Annotated in this window: 20 protein-coding genes and 1 tRNA gene; 8 read left to right on the top strand and 13 right to left on the bottom strand. The window is 47.7% G+C overall.

The features are described 5' to 3' along the window. Positions 1 to 85: 85 nt before the first annotated feature. The gene (locus tag G441_RS0101730) at positions 86 to 568 is read right to left on the bottom strand and encodes a VC2046/SO_2500 family protein (protein WP_026374757.1); all 483 of its coding nucleotides are present in this window, start codon (positions 566 to 568) and stop codon (positions 86 to 88) included. Between the two features lie 121 nt (positions 569 to 689). Between G441_RS0101730 and G441_RS0101725 the strand changes: the two genes are divergently transcribed. The 3 genes from G441_RS0101725 to G441_RS0101710 all read left to right on the top strand — a co-directional run bounded on the left by G441_RS0101725 (position 690) and on the right by G441_RS0101710 (position 3,224). Next, a tRNA-Tyr gene (locus G441_RS0101725) sits at positions 690 to 774 on the top strand. Between the two features lie 522 nt (positions 775 to 1,296). Then, complete coding sequence (locus G441_RS0101715; protein ID WP_051275255.1) at positions 1,297 to 2,949, top strand: response regulator; 1,653 nt, start codon at positions 1,297 to 1,299, stop codon at positions 2,947 to 2,949. Next, positions 2,946 to 3,224, top strand: coding sequence for a hypothetical protein (locus tag G441_RS0101710; protein ID WP_026374754.1), 279 nt, complete (start codon positions 2,946 to 2,948; stop codon positions 3,222 to 3,224). The genes G441_RS0101715 and G441_RS0101710 overlap by 4 nt, the downstream gene beginning before the upstream one ends. 1 nt (position 3,225) lies before the next feature. Here G441_RS0101710 and G441_RS0101705 read toward each other — a convergent pair whose 3' ends face one another. Both G441_RS0101705 and G441_RS0101700 read right to left on the bottom strand, forming a co-directional pair. Then, on the bottom strand, positions 3,226 to 4,185 hold the full coding sequence (locus G441_RS0101705) for a DMT family transporter (RefSeq protein WP_026374753.1): 960 nt from the start codon (positions 4,183 to 4,185) through the stop codon (positions 3,226 to 3,228). A 6-nt stretch (positions 4,186 to 4,191) separates the two neighbouring features. After that, entirely contained in the window at positions 4,192 to 5,034 is an 843-nt protein-coding gene (locus G441_RS0101700; RefSeq protein WP_026374752.1) for a DUF6279 family lipoprotein, read from the bottom strand. A 158-nt stretch (positions 5,035 to 5,192) separates the two neighbouring features. Between G441_RS0101700 and G441_RS19460 the strand changes: the two genes are divergently transcribed. The 3 genes from G441_RS19460 to G441_RS0101685 all read left to right on the top strand — a co-directional run bounded on the left by G441_RS19460 (position 5,193) and on the right by G441_RS0101685 (position 7,746). After that, positions 5,193 to 5,660, top strand: coding sequence for a YybH family protein (locus tag G441_RS19460; RefSeq protein ID WP_205622149.1), 468 nt, complete (start codon positions 5,193 to 5,195; stop codon positions 5,658 to 5,660). 104 nt (positions 5,661 to 5,764) lie between these two features. Beyond that, positions 5,765 to 6,766 carry a 6-phosphofructokinase gene (locus G441_RS0101690; RefSeq protein ID WP_026374750.1) on the top strand — a complete coding sequence of 334 codons (1,002 nt, stop codon included), beginning with the start codon at positions 5,765 to 5,767 and terminating at the stop codon, positions 6,764 to 6,766. Then, positions 6,763 to 7,746 carry a pyridoxal-phosphate dependent enzyme gene (locus tag G441_RS0101685; protein ID WP_051275254.1) on the top strand — a complete coding sequence of 328 codons (984 nt, stop codon included), beginning with the start codon at positions 6,763 to 6,765 and terminating at the stop codon, positions 7,744 to 7,746. The genes G441_RS0101690 and G441_RS0101685 overlap by 4 nt, the downstream gene beginning before the upstream one ends. A gap of 6 nt (positions 7,747 to 7,752) precedes the next feature. Here G441_RS0101685 and G441_RS0101680 read toward each other — a convergent pair whose 3' ends face one another. Together G441_RS0101680 and G441_RS0101675 are read right to left on the bottom strand one after the other, a co-directional pair. Next, positions 7,753 to 8,826: an efflux RND transporter periplasmic adaptor subunit gene (locus tag G441_RS0101680; RefSeq protein WP_026374748.1), complete on the bottom strand. Its 1,074-nt coding sequence runs from the start codon at positions 8,824 to 8,826 to the stop codon at positions 7,753 to 7,755. Between the two features lie 15 nt (positions 8,827 to 8,841). Next, a complete protein-coding gene (locus G441_RS0101675; RefSeq protein ID WP_026374747.1) occupies positions 8,842 to 11,970 on the bottom strand; it encodes an efflux RND transporter permease subunit in 3,129 nt (1,042 codons plus the stop codon). A gap of 246 nt (positions 11,971 to 12,216) precedes the next feature. On the opposite strand from G441_RS0101675, the gene G441_RS19120 reads away from it, so the two are divergent. Next, positions 12,217 to 14,418, top strand: coding sequence for a hybrid sensor histidine kinase/response regulator (locus G441_RS19120; RefSeq protein WP_026374746.1), 2,202 nt, complete (start codon positions 12,217 to 12,219; stop codon positions 14,416 to 14,418). Between the two features lie 22 nt (positions 14,419 to 14,440). Here the strand turns inward: G441_RS19120 and G441_RS19115 are convergent, their stop codons facing one another. The 6 genes from G441_RS19115 to G441_RS0101640 form a co-directional block, all read right to left on the bottom strand. Then, positions 14,441 to 15,502 (bottom strand): carbohydrate porin, encoded by a 1,062-nt coding sequence (locus tag G441_RS19115; RefSeq protein ID WP_026374745.1) that lies wholly within the window; start codon positions 15,500 to 15,502, stop codon positions 14,441 to 14,443. Beyond that, entirely contained in the window at positions 15,489 to 19,814 is a 4,326-nt protein-coding gene (locus G441_RS0101660; protein ID WP_026374744.1) for a sensor histidine kinase, read from the bottom strand. The genes G441_RS19115 and G441_RS0101660 overlap by 14 nt, the downstream gene beginning before the upstream one ends. A gap of 99 nt (positions 19,815 to 19,913) precedes the next feature. After that, positions 19,914 to 20,741 (bottom strand): LytR/AlgR family response regulator transcription factor, encoded by an 828-nt coding sequence (locus G441_RS0101655; protein ID WP_026374743.1) that lies wholly within the window; start codon positions 20,739 to 20,741, stop codon positions 19,914 to 19,916. Next, positions 20,731 to 21,816, bottom strand: a complete 1,086-nt coding sequence (locus G441_RS0101650; protein ID WP_084407240.1) for a sensor histidine kinase — start codon at positions 21,814 to 21,816, stop codon at positions 20,731 to 20,733. The genes G441_RS0101655 and G441_RS0101650 overlap by 11 nt, the downstream gene beginning before the upstream one ends. Positions 21,817 to 21,903: 87 nt before the next feature. Then, positions 21,904 to 22,365, bottom strand: coding sequence for an Mpo1 family 2-hydroxy fatty acid dioxygenase (locus G441_RS0101645; RefSeq protein ID WP_026374741.1), 462 nt, complete (start codon positions 22,363 to 22,365; stop codon positions 21,904 to 21,906). Between the two features lie 92 nt (positions 22,366 to 22,457). After that, a complete protein-coding gene (locus G441_RS0101640) occupies positions 22,458 to 23,138 on the bottom strand; it encodes a PilZ domain-containing protein (RefSeq protein WP_026374740.1) in 681 nt (226 codons plus the stop codon). A gap of 170 nt (positions 23,139 to 23,308) precedes the next feature. Between G441_RS0101640 and G441_RS0101635 the strand changes: the two genes are divergently transcribed. Further along, entirely contained in the window at positions 23,309 to 25,102 is a 1,794-nt protein-coding gene (locus tag G441_RS0101635; RefSeq protein WP_026374739.1) for a M61 family metallopeptidase, read from the top strand. Positions 25,103 to 25,110: 8 nt separating this feature from the next. Here the strand turns inward: G441_RS0101635 and G441_RS0101630 are convergent, their stop codons facing one another. Beyond that, positions 25,111 to 25,842 carry a queuosine precursor transporter gene (locus tag G441_RS0101630; RefSeq protein WP_034474104.1) on the bottom strand — a complete coding sequence of 244 codons (732 nt, stop codon included), beginning with the start codon at positions 25,840 to 25,842 and terminating at the stop codon, positions 25,111 to 25,113. Further along, the gene (locus G441_RS0101625; protein ID WP_034474103.1) at positions 25,826 to 26,545 is read right to left on the bottom strand and encodes a transporter substrate-binding domain-containing protein; all 720 of its coding nucleotides are present in this window, start codon (positions 26,543 to 26,545) and stop codon (positions 25,826 to 25,828) included. The genes G441_RS0101630 and G441_RS0101625 overlap by 17 nt, the downstream gene beginning before the upstream one ends. Positions 26,546 to 26,560 lie beyond the last annotated feature (15 nt).

The following is a 26,560-nucleotide window of genomic DNA, read 5'->3' as shown; positions in this document are numbered from 1 at the left end:
AACGTAAAACCAAAGCAAAATTGCGGCGCGGACTATAGCAAAAGCGCTGCTACGACGCCAGCCAGGAGGAAAGAGCTAATGAAACTTATTGAAGTACTTGAGCAGCCTCTACGACATCAAGCATTTTAGTATAGTCAACGTCGATCTTTGCGTGCTCAGGAAGTTTTAAATGACGCTGGGTGGCAAAGTCGCAGTTATGTATCACCTCATCATCAATGCGAGACGGATCGTTAAACATGGATAGTGGGTCAGGATGCATAGCAAGCCATAGCTGAGCATTCTTAACCTGAGACTGTGAGAACAGCCTGTTGGTCACATTGGCTTTGCTAAAATGTGTAGCGTCGGCCTTCAGGCTGACTGGCGGATAATGATTAAGTCTTTGCGGAAAATGGGGATCGGTTACCACTTCATCGCTGTCACTGGCGAATGAAGGGCGATACAAGACGTTCTGCTCCAACATAGCGAGTATCAGGGAGAATTCAGCTCCCCTCCCTGCTGCTTTCGCCAGCCTGCCGCTAAGCTCTGCATCGGCATTAACAGCGCTCGTATTGGTTACAGAATCGACCATCGTGAATCCTATCAAATCCCTGATTTATGTATCGTACATCTTTGTGATTTCTTTACCCCAGCAATCGCGCCTCAAGGTATTTACACGGCCATTTTATCTGGTAGACTACGCGCCTTCTTCTGGAGGGGTACCCAAGCGGTCAACGGGAGCAGACTGTAAATCTGCCGGCTCAGCCTTCGCAGGTTCGAATCCTGCCCCCTCCACCATCTAGCTTCGTCCTCTATCTCAATATTGGCTAAAAGAATTCATAAATGCTCTAAGGGGTAGGTGAGAACCTGCGCTCAGGTTCGACAAATTTGCCAGGAGCAAATTTGAACGCTGGGAACAACGTTCACAGCGGCCCGAAGGGCAAAATACATGGATGTATTTTGTAATCCTGCCACGAAAGTACTTTCGTTGTATTATTTGCTTTAAAGTTGTCACACATCCATGTGGGTGCGGTCCAGTCTGGCCTTCCGTTGGCCAGCCGTTCAGCTCTGAAATTGCTGCGCGCACTCGCAATTTCCGGGCGTGCTTCACCCTGCCCCCTCCACCATTTCATATCTTCCTCAATATTTATTTCCACCAACAATGTTAATTGATGCTTGCAGGGGCAGGTGAGAAGCTGCGCTCAGGTTCGACAAATCTGTTACGAGCACATTTGCATGTCGCCTTTTCTTGCTTTCACAGATGTTTTCGTTAACCATTGATTTGACTGAATAACATGGCGCATCGTCGGCATCCTATCCATGGCACAACTGAGTTTACGTGACAAACGTATTTTACTGGTTGAAGACCAGCGGCCTTTCCTTATTTTACTGAGGGGTATTGTGTCGAATCTGGGCGCTAAGTCTGTTGTCACCGCGCAAAGCAGCGAAGCTGCCATAACCTCATGTAAAAACGAGCGTTTTGATTTCATTATCTGTGACTTGCATCTTGGCAGTGACCGTAAAAACGGCTTTCAGCTACTCGAAGAAATAAGGCTCAGAAAACTGGTAAAACCTACCACTGTTTTCATTATGATCAGTGCTGACAGCGAGCGGCCCATGGTGCTTGGCAGTCTTGAAAAACAGCCTGACGAATACCTCATCAAACCATTCTCGCAAGCCCAACTACAGAATCGCATCGCCAGAGCGTTCGCTAAAAAACAGGCTCTCGCGCCCGTATATGAACGCATTATGATGTCTGATTACAAGGCGGCGATTGAGGTCTGCCGTGATCTCATTAAGTCTGGCAACCGCTACAGTCAGGCCTGTTCTCAGCTTCTTGCTGAAATGTATTGGCGCACCAAACAGTACGATGAGGCAGAGCATATGCTCAAAGCATTACTTGAGCACAAGCCGCTTAATTGGGTAAAGCTGTGCATGGCACGTACCATGCTGCTTAAAAAGAAGTATATGGAAGCCTCTAATTTCGCCAATCAGGTGATCAAGGCCAACAAACTGACGGTTGAGGGATACGACATTCTCGCCCAATGTTATCTGCATCAGGATATGAAAATCGATGCAGAGAAAACCATTAACCGGGCCTTAGAGCTATCGCCGATGTCGCTGGACAGACATTTTATTGCATGTGAAATCGCACGAGATAATCACAACTACGACATGCTGAAAACCAGCTGTCAGGCCATATGGGAACAGAGTAAGCGTTCTATACATCGCGATGTTGCACACCTGTGTACCTACATACGCAGTATCGTCGATATTGCCGAGCACAGTGATGAAAAACGTAAAAAGAATCGCGCTCAACAAGAAGCTATGCTGGTCTTACAACGAAGTCGCACCGATGAAGCCGTGTTGCGGCTAGAAGATGACTTTGACTACGACAGTTTCGAACAGATTATCTCGGCAAGGATCAGCGTAATTGATGGAAAGTTAATTGAAGCGAAGCGCAATTTAGCGACATCGCAAAGGCAAATCGAAACGAAATTTCAACATTACCCCATTGCGCTGGCACCGGATTCAATCAAAGTCATGTTTGATCTAGGGGAGTATGAAGAAGCCTCATCGCTTTTATCGTTAATAGAAAAAAATGAAAAGCCACTTGATAGAAACACGTTAGCAATGGTTAGCGATGAAAAGAATAAAAGCGCTAAACAGCAGAGCATGTACAGCAAGCATAACGGTGATGGCATGCGATTGTTTAATGAAGGGAAGTATGAGGCGGCCCTGGATGAGTTCAGAAAAGCACAGCAAATCGCCCCCGTTAATACCAGCGTCGCAATAAACATGCTTCAATCTATTCTCAAGATCCTCGATATGCGACACAAAGTCGATTACGCTTTAGTTGGAGAACTAAAGAAAACCTACCGTCTATTGGATGGTTTGCCGCTTAACTCACGGCATCAGCAGAAGTTGGATGAGATCCAGCACGAAATCACTCAGTATTTGGAACAAAAATGAATCGCGTTACACTTTGTCTTGTAAGCCTTTTGGCGGCCTCATTGAGTGCCTGCTCCAGCACTAAACCTTGTGAAGACATCCTGGAAGTAAAACGTCAGGAAATGGAATGCGCCCGACTTGCTAAAGTCATGAATGACAGCAGCCGTCCACAACAGGCACTAACCGCTCGAAAACGTTATGAAGAGGCCTGTCAGGACTTACGCTACTATCGCGATGACTATGACACTATATGCAAAGGCGACAACAAGCCTATCGGACAGAAAAACGACAATTAATCTACGGCACCGGTTTCTCTACAACTGGCAGTGCTGATGTTCGACGAAATGACAAACGTCCCAGTGCTGCTGTAATCGAACCAATCATTACCATGGCCGCACCAATGTAGGCCCAGACATCAAGGTCGCTGGCGACAAACTCATTTGGCCATACCCGCACCGCACCTTCCATTGCCAGGAAAGTAAACAATGGCGCAAGTGCAATAACAGCGCTTACCTTTGCTGCCTGCCAAACATGCAACGCTTCAGTGAAAGCCCCGTAAGCAACCAGGGTATTGAGACAACAAAACATCAGTGCCCAGAATTGCAGTGAGTTTAATTGTTGGATGTCGGATAAAGAGGCAAAGGGAAGCAATAGCAAAGCGCCAAAAACATAGATTAGCAGGGTCAGTTGTTTTGACGTCACCGTTTTTAATAACCGCTTCTGCACCAATGCATAACCTGCCCAGGTCAGCGCAGCACCGATAATGAAAAGTACACCGATACTGTAATCGTTTAGCCCGCTGAAGAGTAACTCAAGGTTGTGGTTAAAAAACAGCAGCAGACCCGAGAACAACACCAGCGCGCCAACCCCTTCCAATTTGGTAAACCGCTCGCCGTAAAAAACAATGCCGCCCATCATCAGTACAAATGGCGCCAGCTGGGTAAGTACCTGCACGGTTTCAGGGTTGATGTGGAGTAAGCCATACAGATTTAAAATGTAGTTGCCGACCAATCCGACAGTGGCAAGAAACACAACAATATAAAAACGCGGCGACAAGGTGCCGAACGCAGGCAATTTATTTCGAAACGCTAACCATGTTGCAACAAACACAGCTGCCAATAAAAACCGATACCAGGTTATCGTAGGACTGTCCATTTCTTGCAAAGTTAAGGTCAGAGCAACGGGCAATGCGCCCCACATGGTGGCGGTCAATAGCGCCAGCAAAAAGCCGAGCAAAGGGCGTTCCTGTGTTTCCATTCAGCATTAGTCTTCAATCAAATCTGACAAATCGTCAATAAGGTCATCAATTTCGCCAACTACATGCCTTTTCTGTTTTTCAGTCAAGGTTAAAAACATCTGTTCTAGCATTTGTTGATATAAGGTGCCGTTATGCTCGCTGTTCTCCTGCATCTGTGATGATCTAAAGGCATCCGTGTCCATCATCAACTGCGTTAGTTTTTTGCTAAATTCCGGGTCGTCATGACGAGATAACATCAATGCTTTGGCGCGCTGTTGAATAGTGCGGCGATAGGCAATCCAGTTGTCATAATTACTACGCATTTGCGCTGCATATTCATTTACCAGCTGCTTTTGTTTATCCGTAGGCCTGCCAATATAGTTTCTCAGTTGCTTAAGCATATCCTTGCTACGTTCTTCGATTCTTTCCTCATCCGAACCTTCAAAACGATCCTCTTCGCGCTCGATATTTTCCTCTTCCAATGCCGAAAACAACGCCTCTACCTGTTCATCACTTAACAATGGCGCCATGTCAACCAGCCCGGGTACAACCTTGTCGCGCAACCTCAACCAGTGGGCTCGACCTCGCTCGAAGTGAGCCTGCCATTGCTCAGCCGTGACAACCTGAGACTGCACGTCACGCTTCAGTTCCTCAAGATGCTGACGGTATGCGAGCAATTCTTCCTGACGATGCCATTGCAGCCATGCGAGCAATTTTTCGTCGGCAATGTCTTTTTGTTGATCGCTGAGCTCTACGAAGTCATCCACATACCAGTAAACCAGCCAGTCGAGATTGTTATAGGCCATTTTTGAACTACATGCAGATAGCATCAGCACGCTGCAAAAAATGAAAATAACGCGTTTTATCATGATGTCTCCTTACTCAGGTGCTGCTTAATTTACGAGTTACCTTTATACCGAGCAATAGCGCTACATGTTCACTTACACTTTAATCCAGCAGCACGTATTTGATGTTCAGCAACCGCTGCGCTAATTTGACTGTAATAATGTATAAACATGAAGTCAGTATGAGTATGCACCGCCAACATAGTTCGGCCGTTTTTGTTTTTATTTGTTTACTAATTGCAACGTCATTATCGGTAAGCGCGCAGTCTGATGAAGAGCAGATACGAGCCGTTCGCCATGCCTCCAATCAGGCGCTAAAATCGTTAGACGAATCGCTCAACATGACCTACCTCTCTGATGATGTATTGATTACTACAGGAGCAGGCGTACTGCTATCAGGAAAGCAATCACTGCAAGAATATATTGACCAGCTTAGCAACAAAGCGCCCATGTTTTGGATTAGAGACACTGAAGAGCTAGTGGTGAACAAACCCAGAGGTCTTGCATGGGAGCAAGGTGTGTGGCGCGGATATATGGCGGATGACCTGGAGCAAAACACTGTTATAGTGCATGGCAAATATGCCGCACAATGGAAGAAGACCAATGGAAAGTGGCTGATTCAGTCACAGCTGTTTGTCACCTTGAATTAAGCCATGGTGACCCATGCTCCATACTTTACGGAATGTCTTTTAATCTTGCCCATTGCACTGATACTCTCTACACAACGCAATGAATCATTGTTCAGGGAATAAACATGAAAAAAATCGCAGTACTGACGTCCGGTGGCGATGCACCAGGCATGAACGCCTGTATACGCTCGGTGGTCCTCACAGCGCAGCGTTATGGTATTGACGTCATTGGCTATCTTCATGGTTATAACGGTCCGCTTAAGCAAGAGTACATCGACTTAAACGCTTCTGATGTTGCCAATATTATCCAGCGCGGTGGCACCGTTCTGCATAGCGCCAGATGCTTAGAATTTAAGACAGATGAAGCAGCCAAAACCGCTGCTGCGAACTTAGATGAGTTAGGCGTTGAGGCATTGCTTGTTATAGGCGGAGACGGTTCTTTCAGGGGCGCTGCACATCTTGCCAACTTTTGGTCTGGCCAGGTAATTGGTCTGCCGGGCACAATTGACAATGATATCTATGGCTCGGACGCCACTATCGGCTTTTACACAGCGGTAGAAACCGCTGTCAGCTCGATCGATAAAGTGCGCGATACTGCCGATGCGTTTGAGCGTGTTTTTCTGATTGAAGTAATGGGCCGCAATGCCGGATTTATCGGTCTCGCCGCAGCGGTGGCGTCCTCCGCCGATCATATTCTATTGCCCGAATTATTCCGCACCTCCGACGACGAAATGCAGAACATTATGAATCACCTGTTATGTGCACGAGAAAGGCATGGCAACAACAGTTACATAGTAGTCGTGACGGAAAATATCTGGCCCGGTGGCGTTACAGCACTGGCCGACGAATTGAGCAAAAAAAGCGGTAGTGAAAGTCGTCCTGTTATCCTCGGTCACGTGCAGCGTGGCGGCTCTCCGGTAACACAGGACAGATTATTAGCAACCAAACTGGGGGCCTTTGCTGTCGAAGCGGCGTTAGCAGGTGAAACCAATATTATGGTGGGAGAGCAGGATATGCAGGTCGTGACCGTGCCACTGGAAAAGACCTGGAAAAAACAAAAAGCCCTCGATCCTTATCTGGTTAAAGTGGCTACTGATTTATTTGATGAAACGAAAATTCGCACATGACTACTACTACGTCTTCTCTCATTCAACACATTGCTAAGCATACCGATAGGCTGGCATCACAGGGCTTTTATGAACGCGCACTGGTGCAAAAAACGCCGTTAATACACAGCGAATTCTTGTCCCAGTTATGTGACGCTGATGTATGGTTAAAGTGCGAAAATTTGCAGCAGACTGGCAGTTTCAAGTACAGAGGGGCGGCCTCGGCGCTGCTCGCCCACCTTCCCGCGACAGAGGTGATCACCGCCAGTTCAGGCAATCACGGCGCAGCTGTGGCACTTGCTGCACAGCGTCTGGGCGTGCAAGCCTCTATTTATGTGCCGCAATCCGTCAGTCCCAGTAAAGAGAAGAAGATCCTTCAATCCGGCGCGTCTTTGCACAAAGTATCAGGTGGCTGTGAGGAGGCCGAGCGAATTGCCAGACAGGCTGCTACTGAGCAGGGAGTGCCTTATATCAGCCCGTATAACGATACAGATGTCATTGCCGGACAAGGCAGTATTGCAACCGAAGTATTTGACGAGCAGCCAAACGTCAGTACTGTGTATATCAGTGTTGGCGGCGGCGGATTGATAAGCGGTATCGGTGCATGGGCACAGCAGCATGCACCTGGCGCCAGCATGGTCGGATGCTGGCCAGCTAGTGCGCCAGTGATGCTACGCTGCATGCAAGCCGGACAAGTCATTGACGTTGTAGAGCAGGAAACACTTTCTGATGGCACTGCCGGTGGTCTTGAGCCAGGCACAGTCACTCTGCCACTGTGTCAGACGCTTATTAAACGCAGTATTGAAGTGACTGAACAGCAGATTGCCCAAGCGATGTCTGATATCGAACGCTATCACGATATGCGTATCGAAGGGGCGGCTGGTGTGGCGGTCGCCAGTGCGCTCGCTGACAAAGATAATATTACTGGCCAACAAGTGGTCATTGTGCTGTGTGGCGGCAACGTTACCACACAGCAATTTAATCAGGCATTGCCACTGTAATGCGGTTCAGGAGCGACTAGCCAGGCTAGTCTCATCCTGAATACGCACTTTCTGTCCGTTTCTGAGTCGTTCTGCACCGCGTGTGATAACACGAACATCAGTGTCTACCGCGCCAATGATTTCGATTCTCTCGCCGACACCTATCCCGGTGGCTACGGGTATTTGTAATGCGTTGTCCTGATCATCAAGGGCATAGATAAATGCACCTGCTTTACGCAGCACCAGTGCGTCTCTTGGCACCGTGGTCGCTAAGTGATAATCACTATGAGGAAGGGCCACTCTTACCGCACTGCCGATCGCAAAGTCGCCCGGCTGCAGTGCCACACGGACTTCCATCATGCGTGATGAGGCGTTGCCCACAGGAACAATGGCACGAATCGATTCCTGACGCTCAATATTGCGTCCGCTTACGGTAACTTCCATATTACTGGTCAGGTATGGCACTGCGGACAGTGGCGCGCGAATACTGGCTTCGATATTGTCCATATCGACGATGCGTAAGACATTTTGCCCCACGCCAGTGAACTCACCAGGCACCTGCAGACGCTCGACGACCATCGCTTTAAACGGCGCCTTTACTTCTGTTCTATCTAACTGATAACGGGTGAGTCTGGTATTGATCTGAGCCTGGGCCAGTTCCTGTTTTGCGACTTCCAGTTCGGACATCGCTTCGTCATATTCATCCCGTGAACCACTGTTGTTTTTTAGCATCGCAGAAAAACGCTGCTGTTTACGTTCTAACAGGTTGACCCTGGATTGCCACTTCAACACATTGGCTTCATTCTGCTCGTGCTCTAACGTTAGCCGATGATCGTCAATGCGCGCTAATACATCGCCCTTCTCTACCGATTCGCCCACTTCTGCAATCCAGATAAGACGACCAGTAACTTCTGCCGCAATATCAGCATCAACACGACTGACAACCGTCCCCGGCACCCAGATTTGCTCAGCAATCATTTCTGCTTTGGCAATGTCGGTTTCAACCAGAGGAGGCTCGGGCTCACCCGGTTGCTGAGCCTGCACAGACACCATTAATAGACTGAATGGAATCGCTAACCAGGTTTTTTTCATGTTTTTCATCGTTAATGTCCTGAATCAGAAAGAATCGTTGTTACGCTGACTTTTCACCCAGTTATTCAGCACCGGTGCGGACCCGCCGCTCACAGACTGTTGGAGAGAAGTGTTGCGTTGAGCTAACTGCAATAAAGTCGGAAGTAATAAAAGCGTAAATAGCGTACTGAACAGCATGCCGCCGACAATCACCGCGGCGAGCCCACGATAGATCACGCTGCCTGCACCGGGCATCAACAACAATGGCAACATACCAAACAGTGACGTCAAGGTACTCATAAAGATGGGCCGCAGCCTTAAAAGCAACGCCTGATGCACAGCTTCGCGACGAGATAGTCCATCGCGCTCCCCGTTCCGGGTCTGATGAACCAGTAAGATTGCATTATTCACCACCAGTCCAAGAAGAATAATAAAACCAATCATGGTTAGCAGATCGAGTGGCTGGAAAGTCACCAGATTCAATACTCTGATGGCGATAACACCACCCACTGTAGCCAGAGGAATACTCAACACTACCATCAGCGAATCTGCCAACGAACGGAACAGCCCGGCCATCAGAACGAACAGTAATGCCATTGCAAATATAAAGTTCTGACTCATCGTGCTGACAATTTTGTTTAAGCTATCAGCACTGCCGCCATAGTTGATTGCGCCATCGGTTGGCATCAGCGCCATGATTTTAGGCTCAACATCCTGTTTGATGATAGTCATGGCCTCTTCAAGAGACATGCCATCTGGAGGGTTAACAGACAGTGTCAGAGTGCGGCGACGATCAATGCGCTGAATTTGGCTTGGTCCAACGGCACGCTCCATTTCAACCAGATCGCCCAGCTGTACCATTTCTCCGCTCGGAGTCATGATAGGCGTCATCGATAAATCTTCCGGGGTCTGCCACGGTTCGGAGCGGAAAATAATATTCATCCGTTTAATACCGTCGAAGTACTCGCCAACGTACATGCCATCACCCATCGCGCGCACCAAGTTGGCCATACGCGTGCGGTCATAGCCGACCTCCATAATGCGCGAATCATTGGGATAGAAGCGCAGCTCTGGTTCACTCTGTTCTAGCTGCGGATTGGCTCGCACGTTTGCACCAGGGAAAGCCTCTCGTAGCAGGTCCAGTCCAGCCATTGCAGCCGATGTCAGCATCTCCTGATCGGTTGCTTGTAGTCGCACGTCAATGCTGCGGCCATTGCCAAACCCGCCGAACAGATTGCCCTGCATGGCAAACGCCTGAGTATCCGGTAAATCTTTCAATATCTCGTTTCGAACAATCTCTTCCAGCTCTTTAACACGACTTTGGTCTTGAACCCTGACGCCCAGCGTGCCGCCGTTCGGCCACGAGATAATGTAGTAATTTTTGAGCGCCGGCTGCGCGTCACCATCCATATAAGGCTGCAGGCGTTCAACAACCTTTTGCAGCACTTCTTCAGCAATGAAATCATCAGATGCGCCGGCCGGAAAATTGAAGAAGGCATCAACAGCGTCTCGTTTTACTGGCGGCAAATAATCTAATTTGGGCATGAGCAGATACGTCGCGGTGAGCGGCACAACCATTAATACCGATGCGGTTACCCACATCTTTCTTCGTGTGGATGTCAGTGACATTACCGCACCTGCGATGCCACTCCACACGCCTTGCAGACGGTCGACCGGCAGGGAACCCGGCAGCCAGCGGCTGGCAACGACAGGTAATATAGTCACGGCAACAACGAAGCTTATCAGTACTGCAATCGCAATAGTCAGTGCTAAATCAGCAAATAGCTGACCTTCCACATCCCGTAAGAAAATGACCGGAATAAATATCGCCACTGTAGTTGCCGTTGACGCTAGCAGTGCACCAAACACCTGTTTGGTGCCTTCATAGGCGCTTTGCTGAACATCACTGTGCTGGCGTTTAAGTCTGACAATATTTTCCAGCACCACAATGGCCGCATCCAGTACCATGCCGACGGCGAACGCGAGTCCGGCCAATGAAATCACATTCAGTGAACGACCGGTTATTTGTAATACGATAAACGTGCTGAGCAATGAAATAGGTATGGCCAACGCGACAATCAGGGTGGCGCGCATCTGGCGCATAAACCACCATAAAATGCCCACCGCCAGTAATACCCCAACAATCAGGTTGCTACTGACCAGGTTAATAGCACGGTAGATAAACACCGACGCATCGAAAGACTGCGCCATGGTCAATTGCTCGTCACTTAGCAATGTATCATTGAGGGTTGCCACCCGCTCCTTGACGGCCTCTAGCGTGGCAAGCACGTTCGCATTGCTCTCCCTATCGATACGGATTGATATCGCACGATTGCCGTTTTGCACGCTAAAGTTCGCGCCATCTGCCCGCTGAATACGAATATCTGCGATGTCACCCAGTTTGATAGGACTGCCATCGCGCCATTCGAGGATCATTTCCTTCATGTCCTGAGGAGCGTATTTGCCTTCAAAACGCATGGTATATTTACGCCGGCCAACATCTACAAAGCCACCGGAGACGTTATTCGCGCTGCCCAATAACCGTGAGATATTGGTCAGATCAACACCAAACTCAGCCGCTCGGTAGGGATCGAAGACAATCTGAAACTCTTCAGCTCCGCCGATGCCACTTTCCATCCGTACCCGAGATACGCCGGGAATTGACTCTAATTGTGGTCTGACGGCATCTTCAAAAAACGTGACATAGCTGGCAATGTCGTTGGTGTTACCCGGCAATTTCTGTAAAAAGAAATAGGTCAGCGCTGGGGTACCACCGCCCCACCCGCCTAGCATGATATTGGGAGATAACGCATCACGAGGCAGTGGTGGGATCCGGTTCATACGGCTGATCACTTCAATCAACGTTTTTTGCATGTCCGTTTCCAAACCGAACTCGAGATTAATCCAGGCATTGCCCTGATTGGCCCAGGCGCTCATATTCTCTAATCCCGGCAGTCCCTGTAAGACCTCCTCCTGAGGTTCGAGTATTTCCGACTCAATTTCCTGAGGAGAGGCGGCGCGCCAGAATGTCTGGACAGAAATTCTGGGCCTTTCAATGTCTGGAAACAGTTGAACGGGTAGCTCCATCAGACTGATGATGCCCAAAAAGGCTATGATGCAGACCGCAATCCCAACTCCGGTTGCGTTTTTTATCGCCGCTTTAGTAATGTCCATGATTTTTCCGATACAGGCATGGCAAAAAAGATAGATGCACTATAGGTCGATTAGAGACAGTAAAAAGTTTAAATCCCTATGCTGTCGATTAACTGCGACGGTTAACTGAAATGTGTCAAAGTGTAAAAACGTGCCACGGCCAACCATCGAAAAATGCCGACGAAAGTGAAGACGACTGGCATCTTTGTGCATGAGGTTCTACAGTTGCAAAAGATGAAACGGAATGACCCTATCTAAGACGTTTTGATGAGTGAGCACCTTGACCATTTTCTGGAGCGCGTCCCATTCGGTCTTGCGATCGTACACAAAAACGGCACTATCGATCGGATAAATACCCACCTTTCTGCCATGTTGGGCTATGAGCCCCATGAGTTAAAAGGTCAGCAAATAGAAACGCTGTTACCAGAAGCCTCTCGCAACAAACACATTAAACTGCGCCAAAGCTATTACAAAGACCCTACGATGATTGCAATGGGACGCGGACGGGTACTGTCTGCGCGTTGTAAAGACGGCAGCCTTCTACAGGTCGAAGTGCTACTCGACTACCAGCAAGATGAATATGTACTGGTCACCGTTATTGACGTATCCGAGCGTGAAATGTCACTGGAAGCGCTGCGGGAAACACAAAAAATCAATAAAACCGGTACCTGGCGCTTTGACTTGGTGAAAAATGAAGTGTGGTGGTCGCCAGAGTTGTTTCGTATTTTTGACCTGCCGGTGTCCGACCTCGCTCCCCCTTACGACACGCATCGCGCTTTGTTTACAGAAGAATCATGGCAAAGGCTTGAACCTGCAGTGGCGCGGGCGGCTGAGAAAGGTATTCCGTATGAGCTTGAACTAACGTTAAAAGCAGAAAATGGTGCAAATCGGGTGGCTGTCGCCCGCTGCCAGCCACGCAAAAATAAAGACGGCAAAGTGTTCCAACTGGTAGGTACCTTTCAGGACATTACGGAGCTGGCTGCAACACAAGTTGAACGTGACCAGCTTTTTGAGCGTCTCACAATGGCTCAGAACGCCGCTGGCATCGGTGTATGGGAATGGCTATTTAACGAGAACGCTTTCCTGTGGGACGACCATATGCATCGAATCTATGGGTTATCTAAGGGCAACATTACCTATAATGACTGGGCTGCTTGTGTCCATCCCAGTGACATTAAAAGAGTAGAGAGACAGCTCAACAAAGCAATACAAAATCAGCAGGGCTTTAAAAGTCACTTTCGCATCATTAAGGATAATGCAACACACTATGTACTAACCTTCGCCAGCATCAGTGATAACCGTCTACTCGGCGTGGCAATGGATGTGACAGAGCCGACCCGGCTTCGTGAGGAGGCGCGTAAGCTTAACAATCTGGAGTCATTAGGTGCGTTGGCTGGCGGAATTGCGCATGATTTCAATAACCAGCTCGCCAGCATCAGTGCTCGCGCAGAGTTACTGTTACACAAAGAATTTGATGCGAAATTTGTCAAAAAGATCGGAAAAGAGCTTACCCAAGCGGTGGAACGCGCCTCAGGCCTGACCAAGCAATTACTGACCTTTGCCAAGGGCGGCTCGCCACTTCGTGAGAGCGCTTCAATTGAAGAGCTGGTCATACAAACCGTTGAGTTTTCGCTTCACGGTGCAAATCTGACCGTAAACTATGATTTTGAAAAAAACCTTCATAATGTCGAGATCGACCCACTTCAAATTGGTCAGGTTATTCAGAACATTGTCATTAATGCCATTCAGGCAATAAAAGCCGATTCAGGACAGTTAACCATTACCGCACGCAATATCACCGGCTATTCGGATGATGCACCAGACCAGCTGCAGGAATTTGTTGACCTGGTGATAGCAGACAATGGCCCGGGCATTCCGGAAGACGCGTTAAGCAAAATATTTGACCCCTACTTCACCACTAAAGAAGATGGCCATGGCTTAGGATTGTCTATCTGCCACTCCATCATTAAACAGCATCAGGGCGATATTCATGTACACTCGCAATTAGGCAAAGGCTGCCAATTCACTATCCGCCTGCCTGCAACGGATAAACAGCAACCTAACGAGAAAGACACAAAACCTGTCTCCCAGCATACAGGAAAAATTTTGGTAGTAGATGATATGGTAGATGTGCTGGAATCTACGCAGGCTATGCTTGAGGCGCTCGGTTATGAGTGCACCATTGCCGAAACTGTTGATGAAGCATTACGACTATTTGAACAACAACATATTCCTGACGACCCCGTTCTCTGTGTTATTACCGATCTCACTATGCCCGGCAGCGGTGGTGGCCTGGAAGTGCTGAAACGGGTGAAGCAGCTTGACCCCACTGTCAAAGTAATTGTGACCAGTGGTTATACCGGTAAATTACAGGAACAGACTGATCAAGCATTGACGTTTGACGGCAGCTTGCCAAAGCCCTGCACACTCAGCTCCATGCAAGCCGAGATAGAGCGTGTCACGGGATAGTCTTTTTCAGCAAAAATGAAGCTTATAGACTGATTTCTGTTCGCAGAGTAAACACGACTGCATTACTGCGATCTGGCGCTGCAGCAGGGCTGAGGATCAGTTGTAAATCCGGTTTTATTGCCAGCATGTCATTAATCTGAAAACGATAAAACAGTTCGAATGCGGTCTCGCTCTCAGCCAACTCAGCGTGCGCCAATGAGCTCGTTTCAATATGTGAAATTCCTATCCCCGTCATATCAGATGCACGTTGAAAAGGTGCATTCCACACCACACCCGCACCAGCGTGCCAAACTATTTCCGCTACCTCATCATCCGCTGTACCAAGTTGCACAAACCAGCTACTTCCCTGACTTGCAAACAGCGAGCTATCAATGCCCCCTTCCGCTAGCAGATAGCCACCCGAAGTCCCCTCTTTAACACGCAGATTGTTTAGCGTAGGAATCTCTCCTGTCTGATACCACATGCCTAACTTCGTCACAAAAGTCGAAAATTCACTGCGCCATTCAGAAATGAAAAAACGTTCATTAAATTGATTGTCGGGATCAGAAAACACAGCGGCACTGAGGCTATTTGCCGGATTAATGTTGATAAATGCAGCGGCGCCCAAAGTAGGTAATGGATAAGTGGGCATAAAGGTGATGGTTGGACTAAAGCCCATGGAAGAGTTTATGAATTCCCCTGCATTGTCGCTGAAGGCAAAATCATTATTGGCATCCATCTGCCCAAATTTGAGCGTCAGACCATTATTCACATCTTTTTGCAGATATATTTCATACAGTTTGCTGAATGCGGTTTCGTCAATATTCGAATAGGCCTGCAAATCGCCGCTTTCTTCACTGCCATTTTCTCCACGCAGCGCCTGCGCATTGGCTACAAAACGCCACGACTCGTATTCCACAGCGTAAGTGACTGATGCCAAGGATCTAGTCGCACCATTGCCCTTGTTTTCTCCAGACAACAGCACACTGCTGTCGTTAATCAGGTCAACAGTGACGTCGTTTGCCTGACTGTCATTGGCAACCCCAAGGGTGATCAAAAATAATCCTGTAGCAGTAGCAAACTTACTGTTTCTAAACAGCGTCATGGATAGTCTTAGGTAGAATAACGGTGAAGGTTGTGCCCTGATTTTCAGCGCTTTCGCAACGTATTGAACCCTTTAATAAATGGTTGACTTCGTTATAGACAACATACATACCCAGCCCGAGGTTACTGCCACGGTCGGTGGTATAAAATGGTTCAAAAACTTTCGCCAGCACATCTTCAGACATACCGACACCGTTGTCAGATACCGTTATGTAAATGTCTTGCTGCTGCTCTGATACACCGATATGGATAATAACCTTCTCACCCGCGTGTTTACTCGCATTTTCAATAAGCTGTGTTATGACCGATGTCAGCGTGTCGGTGTACGTCGTCAGTTCAATATTTTCCGTGCAGGCAATGGAAATATTATCAGTGCTGATATTGGCAAAACGTGCGCACACGTCATTTTTGATTGTGTTTAACAGTGGGTTTAACTGTACGCGTTTAAACTCACTGGCCGACTGATCTGCGGAGATTTTCCTAAAACTTTGAATAATATCAATCACTTTTCGAAGACTTGACTGAGCAAGCTGCAGCGACATGCCTGCTTTATCTTTAAACTGGCTGAATAGGGTTTTTGTCAACGAACCTTGCTCTGCGTGGGTAAACAGATCGCCCAGTTCATGCTTTAGGGTAGACAGCGCGGTCACGGCATTACCCACCGGCGTATTTAATTCATGTGATACACCTACCACGACAGTACCCAGTGATGCCATTTTTTCCGATTCGACTAACTGTGCCTGCATACTCTGCAAGTACTCGTTACTCTCTCTCAGCGCTTCTGTGCGCTCTGCAACCCTATCTTCGAGTGTTCTATTGAGCGCTTTTAATTCTGCTTCGGTGGCTTTGAGCTGATGGATATTTTTAGTCGTGCCACTTAACTGGATCGGTTGCCCCTTAGCATTGCGCGATACGACTTTGCCACGATCCTGAAGCCACACCCACTCACCATTGTTCATTCTGGCCCGATACAAGTATTCAAATTGCTTTTGCCCTTTAGCCAGCTTTTCAGAAACCGTCTGGCGCATTAATGTCAGGTCGTCTGGGTGAATATCTGCGCGTTCAGTATCTGAGAACAACCAGGAATCATTGACGTCCCTCTGCAAATAGTCGAATGGGTTTTGTCTCATGACTTTGCGCTTTTGCAGATCGATGGTCCATAATTCGTCGCCGCTGGCCCAAAGTGCTAGCTTTAACTGCTTACGCTCGGCCAGTTTTCTAAGCTGCAAACTCACGATAGTGGCAACGATACTTAACAATACCAATAGGTACAGCGTATATGCCCACCAGCTTCGCCATGGCGGCGGTAGCACGGTTACCGTGACCGACGCGCCCTGCTCGTTCCATACGCCTTCGCTATTTGCCCCTTTTACATTGAAGACATAAGTACCCGGGTCCAGATTGGTATAGGTCGCTCGACGTCGATAACCAATGTCGTTCCAGTTTTTATCATACCCTTGCAGCTTGTAGGCATACTGATTTTTCTCAGGGTTATGGTAATCCAGGGCTGAAAACTCGATGGAAAACATCGATTGTTGATGGGTCAGCGTGATCCGTTCGGTTACCGATATATCAGCAGTCAACGGTGAGTTTTGCGCACCGACAATTGCCGACTGATTGGCAATCTGAAAGTCGGTCATGACGATAGGAGGCACATCATTGCTGCTGACGATGTCTGCAGGATTAAAGATGACCAGACCGCCAACGCTACCAAATGCAAGTTCGCCCGTGCTGAGTTTGCGGGCCGCGCCAATGTTGTACTTATTACTTGATAAGCCCGCCACGTCAGAAAAGTTAATACAGTTATTTGTATTTGGGTCGAATCGACACAACCCGTTAAAGGTGCTGAGCCATAAAAATCCACGATTATCATTCAATATCGCAGTCACCACATCATCTGGTAAACCGTCTTCAGTATCAAACGCGGTAAATGTTTGTGTTTCAGGATCGAAGCGATTTAGGCCTCCACCACGCGTCGCGATCCACATCGTACCCTGCTCATCCTGATTGATATGCAACACGATATTATTATTCAGACTGCCGATTTTATCCTGCTGATAAAAGTAATGAATGAACTCTCCTTCCTGTGCGCCCATCTTTACCAGCCCATCACTGCTGCCAAACCAAAGCGCCCCATCCCGATCTTCAAAAATCGACCAGACAAATTGCGAGGGGAAGCTATCTGGCTGATTTGGCTCAGGCATGTAGTTTGAAAACGTGTCTGAACGCGGATCATATTTCAATACGCCATCACCTATTGTGCCTAACCACAGGTTATCGCGGCTATCTCTGAAAGCGCTCCAGACAATAAGATCGTTGAACGAGGTTTGTCCCTGATTGCCAGAGACAAGTCGCGTGATGGCGTCACGTTGTGGGTCTAGAATACTGATAGGTGCCTGCCATGCACCAATCCATAACTTATTCGTTCGGTCGAAGGTGGCTGACAGCACGGCATTACCTGATAGTGACTGGGGATTATTTGGCTGTGCCAGGTAATGACGAAACTGGCCGGATTGCCTGTCAAATACATTTAAGCCACCGCCGTCCGTTCCAATCCACAATTTACCTTGCTTATCTTCATTGATAGTCAGCACGGAGTTGTGAGACAGGCTATTCTCCTGCTGAGGATTGGTTTGATAAGACGTGAACAGATTTTTTCTGTGATCGACATAGTTTATGCCATCGGGAAACGCACCTAACCACCAGTCATTATTCTCATCCCGATAGATACTGGAGGGGAACTCTCCTTCAAAACTGCTCTGTTGAAAGGGGTTGTTGCTGTATGTCGTGTACGTCTGTTGTTCAGGGTCAAGCACAATCAAAGCTTCTCCCGTTGCCAGCCAGAGATCCCCTTCTTCAGAGAAGTCAATGTCAAGAATATCAACGTTTTCGAGGCCAGAAAATTGTACTCTCCGTACCCGCCCCGTCTCTCGGTCAAGCAAATTCAGACCACTGAATGTACCTACCCATAAACGTTGCTGCTTGTCTTCCCTGATCACTCTGATTCGATTACTCTCAAGGCTCGTCTCATCGCCCCAATAGTGGTAGTACGTTACAAAACTATCCTGCTCAGGCTGGTACAAATTCAGTCCATGGTCTGTACCAATCCAGATGTTGCCCAAATGATCCTGTGCCAATGCGTTGATGGTGTCATTGCTCAGACTGTCAGGCTTTTCACTATCATATCGGTAGCGGGAAAACGTCTGAGTATCGACGTTAAAGCGGTTGAGCCCGCCACCGTACGTACCGGCCCAGATGTTACCTTTATCGTCTTCTACTATCGCTTTTACAATATTGCTGCTGATGCTGTTCTGGTCTTCGGGATCATGTAAAAAATGCGTAAAGGTCTGGGTCTTATAATCGAAACGATTCAGCCCATAATCGGTGGCAATCCACAGCAGCCCCTGCTGGTCTATCAGTAAGTCCCAGATACTGTTATTACTCAGCGTTTTCGTATCTGCGTTATTATGTTTGTATATGCGCAGACCATAACCATCGTAACGAGCCAGACCATCGGAGCCACCAAACCACATGAATCCGCGCTGATCTTCAATGACCGCATATATGGTGCCAACTGAACTAATTGCTTCTGATTGAAGTTTGCTGAAGTACAGCGCGTTTTGGTCATTTTCTGCCACAACAAGCTTATTTTTTTGCTCAATACGGAGCTCATTATCTAACGCATCGCTGATATCAAACGGGGAAGGTGAGCGGGCAATCAGGGTATTAAACCCAAGCACGTTGCCACCATCGGTATCAATGTTGAACTCTACTACAGACTGATGATTGGCATCGCTATCCTGAACAATCCGCGGGGCTATCTCAGTACAACAGCTCCAGGCGGGCCAATACGGGTTTAGTTCATCGTCAAACAGAGTTAACAATCGGCCTTTTTGCTGATGATCAATAAAAACGTTATCAATACGGTATACCGCGCCCTTGCCCGCTTGCCAGCTAGGAAAAATCAGTACCTTATCAATGGCGTTTAAATCAATTCCGGCAAAGAAGCGCGACAATGTAAGCAGATCGAATCGATAACGGCGCCATTCTCCTACCGATGGCTCCCCTCCGGCAGACAACGCGTCATCCAGCAGCAATTCCATAGATTGTTCTTGCTGATTGGCTTCAAGTTTAAAGAACCACTTTGCACTTGGGTCTTGTGGAGGCGTGACGACTTTAATGTCAAATTGAATAAACGTGTTGGCAAGTGCTGCAGAAGGGTTGCTTTGTACCGCAGATAATGACAGCAGAGGCAACGCTGCCAGCGTAACCAGCAGCGAAAAGGGAAAAAGACAACGCAGCGTGTTTATCAAGCTGATGTTTCACCTCTGCCACATTTAAACGGTCGTTAATGTATAAAATTAACCAAAACCGGCAGAAATGAAAACAGTTGTTTTATGGTGATGGCAACATCACACCCGGATCATCTCTTTAACTCGGTCGCGATGACTGCGACTCACCTTCAGCTCTGTGCCATTATGTAGCACGATGTGGTATTCACCGCTCACATGGCTGACCAGCTTTTTAACAAATTTAATATTGGTTAATGCGGAGCGATGCACACGCACGAAACGATTAGGATCCAGGTCCTGTTCCAACTCTTTCATTGTTCGACGCATGATATGCGTGCCATCTGTCGTATGCACGCACATGTAATCACCTGCCGCATCTATCCATTGAATGTCGCTGACCGGTACCCTGGTCACCTCTGTGCCATCTTTGATCGCCAGAATTTCCGGGTAAGACGGTGAGTCGATTCGTTCACCATCGGCTAAACGGCGCAGGATATCTTCGCAATCATCGCCGGTAAAATCAGCCACCAGAGACACCAGCTTTTGTTTGTGTTCGCCTTCTTTATGCATGCTAAAGTAATCTTTCACTTTTTTTACCGCATCCATCAGGCGTTGTTCATCTACGGGCTTAAGCACATAATCCAGCGCGTGAATATCAAATGCTTTAATGGCGTAATTATCAAAAGCAGTCACAAATACAATCAACGGGATCGGCTGTTTGAGCTCCTGCAGTTTGCGGATGACCTGAAAGCCATTCAGGCCTGGCATCTGGATGTCGAGAAACACCACATCGGGTTGTAATCTGGGAATATCCGTTACCGCATCTATGCCATTCTGGCACTCCCCTAATAATTCGACGCCTTCAATCTCAGACAGCCTTAGCGCCATTCCTTTCCTGGCCAGTGGTTCATCGTCCACCACCAGTGCTTTTATTGTCTCAATCGCCATAATGTTCCACTTCAAATGGGATTCGGATGCTGACCTTTAATCCGGTCGGTTTATTGTGTTCAATCACAAACGAATAATTACTGTTATATAAAGACTGTAGTCTTTCCTGAATATTGGGCAAGCCGACACCATTTTCACGGCTCAGTTTACCGTCAACAATATCGGCGCCAGGCCCGTTGTCCGACACCTCAAGCAACAAGTCACGTCCAAAGTGTTTGGCACTGATACAAATCCTGCCACCCTGCTCAAGTTTGGAAATAGCATACTTTATCGCGTTCTCAATTAAGGGCTGCAGGATCATGCTGGGAACCAGCGCATCATTGCACTTTTCGCTGATATCCCACTTCACCTCTAATCGCTCGTCGAAACGCACTTTTTCAATTTCGAGATACAAAGACAGCGCTTTGATTTCCTGCTGAAGCGGTACCTTTTTAATCGGATCGTTATCCAGGGAGTAACGCAAGAAATCACTCAGACGGCTGACCATTGCATCTGCGGTTTTATTCTCTTTCATCAGAATAAGCGTAGAGATGGCATTTAAGGTATTAAACAGAAAATGCGGGTTGAGCTGATAGCGCAGCATTTTCAGGTGCGCCTGGTGCGCCATCGTCGATGCAGTGAGTGCATTCTGCTTCTCTTTCTGCAACATCTGGAAGTTTTTAATACCGAAATAAAGCCCGGTCCAGCAGACAATCATGACCAGCGAATTAATGGTATTAGTGAAGTACTGGAACCACTGTTCAGGCTCCCAGCCGTGTTTATAAATTTCCCATAGGGTAATGTTCTTGGCGACGGTCCACAGCAACGCAACTATGTACGCGCTTGCGCCAACAATCAGCAAACTCGGCACAAAGTCTTTGTTCCATGCCCAGCGGTACACATAGCGAAGAGGAATGGTAAATAGCCAACCAGCGTACGCGTTCAACAAAATAACAAACACCCACACGGTGCGCATATCGTGCAGAAAGGAGCCAATATAATAAATTAGCGCGAAACCAAACCAGCCACCTGTGTGCAATGTCCAGAATAGTCGGTCTTTGTTTTCGAACAATCGCTGCCAGTTAATTACTAACATAGTCTTTCCGTAGAGTTTACTGACCCCATAATAACGTGAAGCCAGCACTATGGCTGGCTATTAGTCTCAGGATATCGGGCGTCTGTCTCAGTAGGTGATATTCATGCGTTTTAACCAGTGCACCCACCACCAAGCCGGCCCTACCAGTAAAAAGGTCAAATCCTCAAAAAACGACGGTTTCTTGCCTTCAATTTTGTGGCCAACAAACTGCAAAATCCACATCACCACGAACAGTGCGAGACAAAACTGCCACACGCTGATATCAAACTTCACCAGTAACTGGATAACCCCAAATGAGGCAAGCGTAAGCAGGGTCATAGCGGCACCAATTGGCCCCGACAGTTTGAAATAGTAGTACAACACGGGAATGGCCAGAATGTGCGCCCAGGTCACATCGAATTGGGCAATAAATTCAGGCACGGGAATTGACCAGATGAGGCCGATAGTGACGAGGTAAATACTCGGCACGGCAATCGCGTGAATAAGCACGTTGGTTTTATTCTGGTGACTTTCACCGTATTTATTTAGGAGAGCATCAATGTGTCGCATGGTGATGAATGTTTGACTTGTTAACTACTTGTTAATGCAAGTTAATCACATAGTTGTCGGTAAGCGCAATATCTGTTCAGTCACGCCGACTTCTATAAAATCATTAATTGTTGCAGCAAACTGTTAACGATTTCAGGCTCCGCATCAAACTTCGTGCCGTAATAAATATGGGTCTCATCCAGTTTGCTATTTTTCACTTCTCCATTAAGCTGGATTTGGTTGTCATCTGAGCCTATTACCAGGGTCACATTGGTCCCTGCGGCCAGACGCTGACGATCTTTCTTCCTGCGTAATGCAAACTGACAGCCATGTTTGGAAATGTCGCGAATACGGGCATTGGCGTAAAGTTCGTCCTGCTGGTCACGTAACAATACGTCCGTTGAGATGCTGACTTTAGCGCGGTTTTCACTGCGCAGCCCCTGGCATTGAATCGACAAAGGGAAAGAGGTAAAAACGAGGTGGCTGGGTTTCGTCAGCACCAGTAGAATTTTCACCTTAAACGCCACCACTTCACCCGCTTCATCTTCAAGAATGAAACGCACGACCATGCTATTATCTGCATAAATGGCGTCACGCATGCTGCCCCATTTGTTTTCATCAGGAAAACGCATGATGAGGTTTTTGGTTCCGTCCATGCCCACAAACTCGGTTCTGACCCGCTTGATCGCTTTTGGCGTTTTGACCTGAATATCTAATGGCATACCTGGACGCAAAGAGCGTAACTTGCGAAGATCTACGTTCGAAAGGCCGACTTTTTCTTGCAGAATTGCCATTTAACCTCACTTATTATCGTGTCGCATTCAGCTGCTTAATGCATATCAACACGATGAGTCCCTTTAATACTAGTATAAGACCATGAATATTACGCAATTTTCATGCAAGTCGGATCGAAAATACAACACCTTTCCGTATACTTGATCAAAAAGAAAACAAATACATGACTATGACCGAGACAATTCACTATTCTGTTACCCCTGTTTCCATAGCTGAGCACCTTGTTGAGGTCAGACTTGCGCTGCCTGTATCTGAAAAACAGGGTCACACCCTTAGTCTTCCCGCCTGGATACCAGGCAGCTATATGATCAGAGATTTTGCCCGTCATATCATCACCTTTACGGTTACTGATAGCGACGGTCACCGCGTTGAATGGAAAAAGACCGATAAGCAAACCTGGCAAATTGCACCCCACCACAGTCCACTCACCGTTACCTATCAGGTTTATGCGTTTGATTTATCTGTTCGCAGTGCATACCTGTGTGACGACTATTGTTTTTTCAACGGTACCAGTATGTTTTTGCATGTCGAAGGTTTGCAGCACGAGCCCTGTAAGGTCAGGTTTGCACGTGGTTGTTGTCCTGACTCATGGCACGTGTTTACCACTTTGTGCGAGCAAGCTGCGAGCGCCTCGTACGATTTTGTCGAGTACACGGCTGCTGATTATGATGAACTTATCGACCACCCCGTATTGTTCACCGACGCCAAACAGCACGCCTTTCATATTGACGGTATAGATTTTGAGTTAATTTTCTGCGGAGGTCACCAGGCGGATGTGGGGAGGATCACACTAGATGTGAAAACGATTTGCGAACATCACCTGACGTTTTTTGGCAGTAAGCCGGATATCGATCGCTATCTGTTTATGACACTGCTCAGTGACAATGGATATGGCGGTCTTGAACATCGCAGCTCCACGGCACTGATGTTTCCACGACTGGAGTTACCCGGTCCACAACATGTAAATGAAATGACAGATGGCTATGCCAGTTTTCTTGGCTTGTGTAGCCATGAGTTTTTTCATACCTGGCACGTTAAACGCATCCGACCCAGCGCACTGCAACATGCGAACTTGCAACAAGAAGTCTACACCCCACAGTTGTGGATATATGAAGGTTTCACTAGCTACTATGATGACTTGAGTCTGGTGCGATGCGGCGTCATTAGCGCAGATAAATATCTGGAACTACTAGGGCAAAATCTGACGCGCGTGCTGCGCAACCAAGGCAGATTTAAGCAATCAATAGCGGAATCCAGCTTTGATGCCTGGACCAAGTTTTACAAACAAGATGCCAGTGCAATCAATAACATCGTGAGTTACTACACTAAAGGTGCGATTGTCGCATTAGGTCTTGACCTGCTAATACGCCAGCAAAGTAACCATGTATACAGTCTGGATACCATTATGCGCATGCTATGGGAGCGATATGGTCAGCACAACATCGGCACCTCCGATGATGTCATTAATACTCTGTGTGCTGAGTTACTGGGCGTGAACGTCGACGGTTATATCCAAACTGCGGTATACGGCAGCGAAGATGTGCCTATCGGTGACCTCTTAGAACATGTTGGCATACGCCACCATTTGAGGGCAAGAAACAGCGCATCTGATAAAGGCGGTAAAGCCAGCGAAAAAGTGTTCAACAGAGATTTTGGCGCAATATTTAGCGGCAAGGAAACCGGCGTCGTGCTGAATCAGATTATTGAAAATAGTCCCATCGCCACAGCGGGCGCAATGATAGGTGATTTGCTCATCGCCATTGATGACTGGCAAGTAACGGCTACCAATCTTTACGACGTACTACAGCGCCTACCTGAAAACCAATCAGTAAGCTTGCTTGTGCTGCGACAAGGCCGCGTAAAACACCTCAATATGATCGTTTCGCCCGCGGTTCAGGATACGGTATACCTGTCGATTCAAGACCAGCAAAAGGCACAGCGCTGGCTGACACCGCAGCAGTAAAATCAGGATTAATATTTGATCGTAAAGGGCGTGAACTCAGTTTGCTTGTCGAACACATCTACCTGTTCGACTTTTTTGAGATGGTTGACCACTTTGTAGGTAACCGGAGTCAACAAGGCCTCCCATAACACCTTTAATACATAGTTGGTCGCCATCACTGTCACCAGAAGCTCGTTGGACCATACGCCATAGAAGGCCAGCGGATAAAAAATCAGGGTATCTACACCCTGGCCCGCAATGGTTGAACCAATGGTGCGTTGATAAAGCGCTCGACCACCCGACGCCACTTTCATTTTGGCCATCACAAACGCATTGACGATTTCACCTGCCCAAATCGCCACCAGAGATGCAAATACAATCCGTGGTGCCTGACCAAAATTCAGTGCAAACACTTCTTGCATGTTGGTATCACCCACTGCCACATTCCAACTGTCGGCAGGCGGAATAGCGGTGATAAAAGCGGCCATGCCTGCGGCAAAGGCGGCACAGAAAAACCCTGCCCAGATAACCCGTCGTGCGCGTGCGTAGCCATATACTTCGGTCAATACGTCACCAAGCACATACGAAAGAGGAAAAAACAAGATCCCCGCGCCAAAGGTAAAGCCCGCCACGGTCGCCACTTTACCCGCGCCAATAATGTTGGAGCAAACAATGATAACGCAGGTCGCCACCATCACCAGGTCATAGTATTTAAACCTGTGCTGATGTAGCTCTGTGGCTTGCTCAATCTTGTGTAGCATTCCACCTTTCCAGTATCGCGGTCAGCGAGCCGTCTGCACGCATGGTCGCCAGTCTCTCGTCAAACTGCTGCTGCAACGTTTTGTCTCTTACGATGGCACCATAGGATTTTTTCTCAAAAATGGGATGCACTGCTAATTCCAGTTGTGGATAAAGGTTTTTCATAATCGTTGTCAACAACAACCTTTCTCCGATCACAACGTCGGTTTTATTATCCGCCAGCAACTTGAGTTGAATCTCTCGCTCAGCAATTTCGGTGTAACGTTCGCCTGTTACAGCAGCAGTAAACGTCTCGCCCAGCACCGCACGCGCATGTTCGTAAGCAACGATAATTTTACCGGCCAGGTCACTGTACTCATTAATACTCAACTCTCGATTTGCCAGTGTGACGGCAACATCCTGAAACGGTAAATAAGTTTGTGTGCGATGTCCTTCGTTCGTGTCAAACGCTGCAGGACTCGCTATATCGTACTTGCCCTGATTGAAGTCTTTAATCAGTCGCTGATAAGTCAACAAGTAGAATTCCGGCTGGTACCCTAACCCGTTTAATACTTGCTTAATGATATCAACATCTATGCCTACCACGCCTTTATCTTGCTGGTAGTAAGCCCATGGCGCCCCAACGTTAAGTGCTACGCTAAGCGTCTTGTCATTCGCCCACGTAAAATGACTGATTAGCAAAAATAAAAGCAGCATGCGAGTCATGTACAGCACTCTCAT

Origin of the sequence: Aestuariibacter salexigens DSM 15300 (assembly GCF_000429145.1) — a bacterium.
In the GTDB taxonomy this organism is placed as follows: domain Bacteria; phylum Pseudomonadota; class Gammaproteobacteria; order Enterobacterales; family Alteromonadaceae; genus Aestuariibacter; species Aestuariibacter salexigens.
This window is presented reverse-complemented; position numbering and strand designations above follow the sequence as displayed.